The sequence below is a fragment of the Nocardioides sp. genome, from assembly GCF_035547795.1.
Taxonomy (GTDB): Bacteria; Actinomycetota; Actinomycetes; order Propionibacteriales; family Nocardioidaceae; genus Nocardioides.
On record NZ_DASZUF010000009.1, the window covers coordinates 1 to 6471 of the forward strand.

General features: G+C 72.2%; 10 protein-coding genes and 1 riboswitch. Of the genes, 4 read left to right on the plus strand and 6 right to left on the minus strand.

Going from position 1 to position 6471, the window contains the following annotated elements; genetic code table 11:
- The first annotated feature begins 32 nt into the window (after nt 1-32).
- The 3 genes from VHA72_RS00600 (at nt 33) to VHA72_RS00610 (ending at nt 1861) form a co-directional block, all read left to right on the plus strand.
- Complete coding sequence (locus VHA72_RS00600) at nt 33-455, plus strand: VOC family protein (protein WP_325572500.1); 423 nt, start codon at nt 33-35, stop codon at nt 453-455.
- Nucleotides 456-728: 273 nt separating this feature from the next.
- On the plus strand, nt 729-911 hold the full coding sequence (locus VHA72_RS00605; RefSeq protein WP_325572501.1) for a hypothetical protein: 183 nt from the start codon (nt 729-731) through the stop codon (nt 909-911).
- A gap of 56 nt (nt 912-967) precedes the next feature.
- Complete coding sequence (locus VHA72_RS00610; RefSeq protein WP_325572502.1) at nt 968-1861, plus strand: aldo/keto reductase; 894 nt, start codon at nt 968-970, stop codon at nt 1859-1861.
- Nucleotides 1862-1895: 34 nt separating this feature from the next.
- Here the strand turns inward: VHA72_RS00610 and VHA72_RS00615 are convergent, their stop codons facing one another.
- Nucleotides 1896-3416, minus strand: coding sequence for an FAD-dependent monooxygenase (locus VHA72_RS00615; RefSeq protein ID WP_325572503.1), 1521 nt, complete (start codon nt 3414-3416; stop codon nt 1896-1898).
- A 183-nt stretch (nt 3417-3599) separates the two neighbouring features.
- On the opposite strand from VHA72_RS00615, the gene VHA72_RS00620 reads away from it, so the two are divergent.
- The gene (locus tag VHA72_RS00620) at nt 3600-3962 is read left to right on the plus strand and encodes a VOC family protein (protein ID WP_325572504.1); all 363 of its coding nucleotides are present in this window, start codon (nt 3600-3602) and stop codon (nt 3960-3962) included.
- Nucleotides 3963-4008: 46 nt separating this feature from the next.
- Here VHA72_RS00620 and VHA72_RS00625 read toward each other — a convergent pair whose 3' ends face one another.
- From VHA72_RS00625 to VHA72_RS00645, 5 genes are all read right to left on the minus strand, one after another.
- On the minus strand, nt 4009-4383 hold the full coding sequence (locus VHA72_RS00625) for a fluoride efflux transporter FluC (RefSeq protein WP_325572505.1): 375 nt from the start codon (nt 4381-4383) through the stop codon (nt 4009-4011).
- On the minus strand, nt 4380-4913 hold the full coding sequence (crcB, locus tag VHA72_RS00630; protein ID WP_325572506.1) for a fluoride efflux transporter CrcB: 534 nt from the start codon (nt 4911-4913) through the stop codon (nt 4380-4382). Before crcB ends, VHA72_RS00625 begins: the two co-directional genes overlap by 4 nt.
- A 6-nt stretch (nt 4914-4919) precedes the next feature.
- Complete coding sequence (locus tag VHA72_RS00635) at nt 4920-5453, minus strand: inorganic diphosphatase (RefSeq protein WP_325572507.1); 534 nt, start codon at nt 5451-5453, stop codon at nt 4920-4922.
- Between the two features lie 14 nt (nt 5454-5467).
- Nucleotides 5468-5546: riboswitch (Fluoride riboswitch) on the minus strand.
- A gap of 40 nt (nt 5547-5586) precedes the next feature.
- Complete coding sequence (locus VHA72_RS00640; protein WP_325572508.1) at nt 5587-6258, minus strand: hypothetical protein; 672 nt, start codon at nt 6256-6258, stop codon at nt 5587-5589.
- 2 nt (nt 6259-6260) lie between these two features.
- Nucleotides 6261-6471, minus strand: a 211-nt coding sequence (locus VHA72_RS00645) for a hypothetical protein (RefSeq protein ID WP_325572509.1), incomplete at its 5' end; no start/stop codon positions are given.

Consider the following 6471-nt stretch of genomic DNA (forward strand, 5'->3'; position numbering starts at 1 on the left):
GGCTTTGCGGAACGCCGCTCTAACGTTGTCCTGTGCCCCTTGAGCTCGTCTCGCTCCTCGTCAACGACTACGACACCGGCATCGACTTCTTCACGGGCGCCCTGGGGTTCGTGCTCGCCGAGGACACCCCGGCCATGACCACGGACGGCCGTCCGAAGCGATGGGTCGTGGTGCGACCGCAGGATGGGGGTGCCGGCCTGGTCATCGCACGCGCAGAAGGTGACGAGCAGAAGGCGGCGGTCGGCAACCAGTTCGCTGGACGGGTCGGATTGTTCCTCCGCGTCGAGGATGTCGACGCCACCCTTGCTCGCGTCCAGGAATGGGGGTGCAGCATGGTCCGTCCACCTCGCGATGAGTCGTACGGTCGCGTCTGCGTTTTCCGAGACCCATGGGGAAACCTTTGGGACCTCCTCGGAGCGCCCGCCAAGGAAGGTGAGCAGGTCCCGCGAACCTGAGCAACCACGTACGCTCTGAGCACCGTGCATGCTGCTCGGTCCCGGAGCCCGAGCGCGGCCGAAGTCGGCCCGAGCTGGTCTGCCTCCTGGCGGTCGACGATCCGAGTCTCCGCATTCGCGAGCAGCGAGGACGCGAGCGCGCGCATGGCCGGGCCTTGATCGCCGGCGTTGTCGAGGTCGGAGAGCTTGTGGAAGATCAGCATGTTCGCGCTCCCGTAGTGCCGCGCCAGACGCCCATGGGCGTCCATCCGACGCAGCAGCGCGGGGTGGGACATGAGCCGCCAGGCCTCGTCGTACACGACCCATCGCTGCCCGCCGGTCGGGTCCATCGATGCGGACTCCATCCATGCCGAGGTACATGTCATCGGCACCGAGGTCAGCATCGCGTTCTCGGCGACGCGGGACAGGCCGAGCGAGATCATCGGCAGGGGTGGTGGCTGGTCGGTCTTCCGCTGATGTGAGCGGCGCGTGCCAAAGCGACGCCGGCCCGGCTGGGTGGGCAAGATGGCGGGGTGAGAGTCGAGTCAGCGCCGGCAGCGGCGGCGGGCACGTTCGCGATGGGCTGCTATACGGTCAACCGGCTCGGGTTCGGGGCGATGCGGTTGACCGGGACCGGCGGGATGGGTCGCGGCGAGGATCGCGACCCGCGGCGGTCCGTGGAGGTCGTGCGCCGGGCCGCCGAGCTGGGGATCGACCACATCGACACGGCGGCGTTCTATTTCTCGGCCTCCGCGCGGGCCAACGACATCATCCGTGAGGCCCTCGCCCCCTATCCGGACGACCTGACGATCGTGACCAAGATCGGCCCCGGCCGCGATCTGACCACCGGCGAGTGGGGGCCCTGGCTGCGGCCGGGGCAGTTTCGCCACCACGTCGAGCACAACCTGGAGACGCTGGGGCTGGACCGGCTGCCGGTGGTGAACTACCGGAGCAACGGCGAGGACGACGTCACCACGGCCGTAGCCGCACTCGACGATCTGCGCGCCGAGGGCCTCATCGGTCATGTCGGGCTCTCCAACGTCGACGCAGCGACACTGGGTCGAGCCTGCCAGGTCACCGAGATCGTCTGTGTGCAGAACCGACACGCCGCCGGCTACGAGCGTTCGGACGCCGACGAGGTGCTGGCCGAGTGCGGTCGGCGCGGCATCGCGTTCGTGCCGTTCTTCACCATCGCCGGCCGCGGTCGCGAGGACGGCGCACAGGAGCAGTACGACGTGCTCCGCGAGATCGCCGACGCCCATGGCATCACCCCGGCCCAGGTCCGAATCGCGTGGAACCTGTCGCTCGGTCCGCATGTCCTGGCGATCCCGGGGACCGGCGACCTGCGGCATCTCGAGGAGAACGTCGCCGCCGCGTCGGTGCAACTCACCCGTGACGAGGTGGCCGCGATCAACAGCCTCGGCTGACTCGGCACGGCCACGCCCGCACGGGCCAGCCGCTCTACCGCTCGTCGCCGAACCAGCGGCCCAGCGCCAGACGGAGGGTCGAGGCGGCGCGGTCGACGGGTTCGTCGGCGCTGGCGGCCCACGCGATGTGGGCGTCGGGACGGATCAGCAGCACGTCGGCGGGGCGGTCGGCGCGGGGCGCGGTGCGGACGTCCAGGCGGTCGCGCCAACCCTCCGCGACGGCCCGCAGGTCCGCCCGATCGGCGAGGTCGAGCAGGACCGGACGCGCGCGCTCCAGGAGCGACGCGGCGCCGGTCGAGGCGGGGTGGAGAGTGCTCGGCGCGAAGGTGCCGACCACCGGGCTACGGCCTCCGTCCGGCATCGGGTAGCGGAGGTCGGCACCGCCGACCAGGGCCGCCATCCGGTGCTGGGGCTGCCGGTCCCGCAGCAGCTGCGAGAACAGCTTACGCAACGCCTCCGCGGCGGCGTCCTGGCCGCGTCGCAGCGCTACCTGGGCCTGGGTCTGCAGCATGGCCCGGGCCCCGGCGTGGTGCCGCTCCGCGTGGTAGGTGTCGAGCAGGGCAGCCGGCGCCCAGCCGTGCACCGCCCCGGCGAGCTTCCAGGCCAGGTTCACCGCATCCAGCATGCCCATGTTGATCCCGATGCCGGTGGCGGGGAACTGGTGCGCCGCGTCGCCGGCGAGGAAGATCCGCCCCGCCCGGTAGCGGTCCGCCTGCCGTGCCTGCATGGTGTACCGCGAGAGCCGCGACACCTCGCCCAGCGGTAGGTCGTGGCCGAGCAGCCGGCGGATGCTGTCCTGGAGCTCGGCCGTGGTCATCGGCGCCTGGTCGACGTCGTCGGCGCTCTCCTCGGTGGTCTGGACGAGCAGCGCCCCCGACCGGAGCCGGCCGAGCGCGAAGACACCGCGCTCGGTCCGGGTGAACCCGGCCCGGACCCGACCCACGCCGGGGACGTCGAGGTCGCCGCCGTCGAGGACTGTCACCGACTCGTGGACGCCGGCCTCGGCGAGCCGGTTGACCTCGGGGTAGGTCACGCCCACGAAGGCGATCCCGGCCGCCTCCCGGACCGTGCTGCGGGTGCCGTCGCAGCCCACCAGGTAGCGGGCGGTGGCCCGGTACCGCCCGTGGGGTCCGTCCACCGACGCCGTCACGGACTCCTCGTCCTGGTGCACCGCAGTGACGGTGTGTCCGCGCTCGATCCGCGCGCCGAGCTCTCCGGCCCACGCGTCGAGCACGCGCTCGAGCCGTGGCTGGGCCAACCCGAGCACCTCGAGCGGGTGGTCGGGATGGCCGCTCAGGTCCAGCTGTACGCCGCCGAACGGGATCGCCGGCGCCGGGTGACTGGGACCGGTGGCCGCCGCCTCGAAGCGTTCCAGGAGGCCACGGTGACGCAGGACCTCCAGGATCTGCCCCGAGAAGCCGTTGGCCTTGGGGATCCCGCCCGGCTGGAGCTGTCGTTCCAGGACCAGGGTCCGGACGCCGGCCAGCCGCAGCTCGGCGGCGAGCATCAGGCCGGTGGGGCCAGCGCCCGTGATGATGACGTCGGTGTCGGTCATGTGGTTGCTCCTCCGATCGGCCCAGGAAGGGTCGGCCCAAGTGACCCGGAGCGTCAACTCGATTCGTCCCGCCGCCCGTTCGCGGGTCGCGCTGGGCCGACCGCCGCCGGAAGGCCGGTGGACGTCCCATCTCGGGCCAGCGATACTGCTGTCACCGCGCGCTGCGACGACGGAGGGCGATCCATGCGAGTCATCCGGGTGACGGCCGACCTCGAGATCGCCGACCTCGAGGAGGCGGCAACCTTCTTCACCGACTTCCTCGGTCTCGATCCGCAGCCCATGGGCCTGGACTGGGTCACGCGCGTCGTCGTACCCGGCTCGGGGGAGCACGTCCAGGTGCTCTCGAAGGATGCGACCGGGCCGGTGAACCCCGTCCTTACGGTCAAGGTCGACGACGTCGACGAGGCCTACGCATCGGCACAGCGCCGCGGCTACGAGATCGTCCACCCCCTCACCACCGAGCCGTGGGGCATCCGTCGCTTCTTCGTTCGCGTCCCGGGTGGGAGCGTGCTGAACATCGCCCAGCATCACGATCCGGCCGAGTAGGGGTCTCGTAGGGGCCGAGCCGAGTAAGGGTCGAGGAGGGATCGGCTCAGCCCAGCAGCGCGGTGGCCAGCGCGGTGGCCAGGAAGGCGGTGCCGAGGCCGGCGACGACGCTGACCGCGGCGTTGGCGAAGGCGAAGTAGCGCGATCCGGTCTCGGCCAGGCGCAGCGTCTCGAAGGAGAACGTCGAGTAGGTGCTGAGCGCGCCGCACAGGCCGGTGCCGACCAGGTGCTGGAGCGGCTGCGGCACGGTGGTCGCGGTCGCGGCGCCGGTGAGGAAGCCGAGGATCGCACAGGCGGTGACGTTGACGGTGAACGTGCCCCACGGGAACACCGTGTCGTGCCGCGACTGCACCGCCCGGTCGATCGTGTAGCGCAGCGGTGCGCCGATCGCGGCACCGAGGAGGACCATGGCCCAGTTCACCGGCGCCTCCCCGGGAGCGCCACCAGCCGGGTCAGCGACGCCGTCAGCCACACCGCGGCGACCGCGGCGAGCAGGGTCAGGGAGAGGTAGAGCAGCGCCGTCCCCGAGGTCTGCGGCTCGAGCAGGTGCTGGGTGTCGACGGTGTAGGTCGAGAAGGTGGTGAAGCCGCCGAGAACGCCGGTCCCCAGGAGCGGGCGCACGAGCGGATGGGCCGCGAAGCGCTCGGTCACGAGCACCATCAGGATGCCCATCAGGCCGCACCCCACGACGTTGATCCAGAACGTCGTCCATGGGAAGTGGCCCGCCGCGGTCGGCCAGATCAACCCCGCCCCGTAACGGGCCGCGGCGCCGCCGATCCCGCCGAGCGAGATGGCCGCCAGGATCTCGGCCTGCTCGCGCCGTGGCGAGCGCCCGGCCCGGGCGGGCGTGTCGGCGGTGTCGGGGTCCGGCGGCTCCGCTTCCCAGCCCGTCACCGCGCGCCCGCCGGTCCGCTCGTCCATCCGCTCACCCGTCCGCTCATCGGCGCTCATCGGCGCTCATCGGGTCGTATCAGCGGACCGACCATCGTGCAGCGAGCGGGCCCGCTCGCGGGCGGCGCGCAACTCGTCGTACGCCGACTGCCGGCCCTCCCACCGAGACCCGATGACGTGCTTGCCCGGCTCCAGCGCCTTGTAGACCGCGAAGAAGTGCGCGATCTCCTCGCGCAGATAGGTCGCGACGTCGTCGACATCGTGCAGATGACTCCACCGAGGGTCGCCGGCGGGAACGCACAGCAGCTTCTCGTCCGGCCCGTGCTCGTCGCTCATCCGGTAGACCGCCACGGCGCGGGCTCGAACCACGCAGCCGGGGAAGGTGGACTCACCGGTGAGGACCAGTGCGTCGATCGGGTCGCCGTCCAGCGCCAGGGTGTCCTCGACGTAGCCGTAGTCGCAGGGGTACTGCGTCGCGGTGAAGAGCGTGCGGTCGAGCCGGATGCGACCGGTCGTCTTGTCCATCTCGTACTTGTTCCGGGACCCACCCGGCACCTCGACGATCACGTCGAACGTCTCGGGCTGCGGTGTCGACGGCATGCGGCCTCCTCCATCGTGACGGAGGGACCATCAGCCGGTCTCGGCGGTTCGGTCGCGGCGGCGACGCAGGCAGGACCCATTGCCCGCAGCGAGGGTACGCCGAGGTCCACACGGGCGACAAATGCCGCGCGGCTCAGCGCGGCAGCTTGCCGATCAGTCGGCCCAGGTCGAGGGCGAGGACCCGGTCGACCCCGACGAATGCCTCGAACTTCGCGCCCGAGGACTGCCCAGGGTCGGTCTCGAGCCGGTGCAGCGCGGCCAGCACGCCGGGGGTGTCCAGCCGTTCCACGAGACCGGCCCGGATCGCGTCGTACTCGGCCCGCGGGGGTGCCACCGAGGGCATGTCCGCCCAGCCCGCCACCTTGATCCGCCAGCGCCGCAGCGTCTCGGTGGCCCGGTGCACACGAGCCACCGAGAGCTCGGCCGGCTCCGCGACGGGGAAGCGGAGGAGCGCGAGGCGGAGCACCAGCGGCTCCTCCACGGGCGGTGGCGCCGTCGTCGGGCCCACCCGTACGACGGTGCCCGCGGCGCAGTGCTCCGCTCCCGCCGCCGCGACCGCGACATCGGGCGGCCCGGCGAGCAGGTCGGCGGCCTCGTCCGGCGTCCGCGCGCGGCCGAGCGGCTCCCGCACCGCGAGCGCGGCGGCGTCGCAGTCGGGACGGGCATCGGTGAGGATCGCGGCCAGCACCTGGCCGCCCTGCACGTCCTCGCGCACGCGTCGCCAGACGTCGGCGACGAGTAGCACCCGGAGCCGGTCGGCCGGCATCAGCCCGCGCAGGTCGACCTGCCTCCGGCAGAGCCTCACGGTCAGCCCCGGACCGGCTCGGCGGTCGCGTCGGGTGTGGGCTCCGGCTCCGCCTCGCGCTGCTCGAAGATGCGCCGGTAGAGGTCCATCGCGTGGCTGGTCGCCTCCGGGGAGCCCGGCAGGATGCGGAAGGTCCGCTCGCCGTCCTCGAGCCGCTCGGCCTGCAGATACGTCACCCCCGCGCCGGCCGTCCGCAGCCGCTCGGCGAGCTCG